This is a genomic window from Pseudoalteromonas sp. 20-MNA-CIBAN-0454, from assembly GCF_040308685.1.
GTDB lineage: Bacteria > Pseudomonadota > Gammaproteobacteria > Enterobacterales > Alteromonadaceae > Pseudoalteromonas > Pseudoalteromonas nigrifaciens.
Map to the genome: position 1 here is coordinate 1 of NZ_JBEOOB010000094.1, position 801 is coordinate 801.

The window sequence follows — 801 nt, forward strand, 5'->3', positions numbered from 1 at the left end:
TCTGGCATTTTAATAGCATGACACATGGGAAAGATCGTTCAAGTAAAAAAAACGATCTGGTTAATTTACATCACTGATAACCCTGATAAAGTTGAGTGGCGGGTTTTATTATTTACCGGTAAGCCAGATAATAACCATTGTAACTGCCGTTGTTCAATCCCCATGGCTACGTGTGCTTGAGCATGATTTGGCCATTGAAATCGTCCTTGCTCTAAGCGACGATAATAAAGCCAAAAACCATTGGTATCCCAAAACAAAATTTTTAATTTATCGCGTTGTTTATTACAAAAAACGAACCACGCTTGGCTTAAAGGATCGAGAGATAGGGTATCGCTGACAATAATACTTAACCCATTGATTGATTTTCGCATGTCGGTGAATCCCGTGACCAAGTAAACTTGGTGTGTGCAAGGTGTCACAGTACGCTCAATAATTTGGCGAGTGCTTGGTGCGCTAATGTCGACTCGAAGTCTATTTGATAGCCGTTTGGTGTGGTGAGTTTAATGATTGAAGGGTGTGTAAAGGCTTGCTCATGAATAACAAACGGGATCACCTGTTGCTTTTTAACCCTTATCGTTTCGTCAGAAAGGCGTTTACGCCAAACATAGAAAGTCGATGCGTTAATGTTGTTATCATGACAAAATTGAATGATGGCTAAACCACTCGATTTTTGCTGCTCAAAAATGCCTTGCCAGTGTTTTATTTTTTGCTGTTTATTCATAATTACCTCAGGTTAATATGCTGAGTAAATTATGCATAGGTAGCATTAATATTGGTATGTGGGTTTAATTGCGCGCTTAC

Annotated in this window: 2 protein-coding genes; both read right to left on the reverse strand. The window is 39.1% G+C overall.

Annotated elements, in window-relative coordinates:
* Nucleotides 1-65: 65 nt before the first annotated feature.
* Nucleotides 66-419, reverse strand: a complete 354-nt coding sequence (gene tnpB / locus AAEZ22_RS18085) for an IS66 family insertion sequence element accessory protein TnpB (RefSeq protein WP_024605589.1) — start codon at nucleotides 417-419, stop codon at nucleotides 66-68.
* Nucleotides 416-721, reverse strand: coding sequence for an IS66 family insertion sequence element accessory protein TnpA (tnpA, locus tag AAEZ22_RS18090; protein ID WP_352298356.1), 306 nt, complete (start codon nucleotides 719-721; stop codon nucleotides 416-418). The genes tnpB and tnpA overlap by 4 nt, the downstream gene beginning before the upstream one ends.
* Between the last annotated feature and the right edge of the window lie 80 nt (nucleotides 722-801).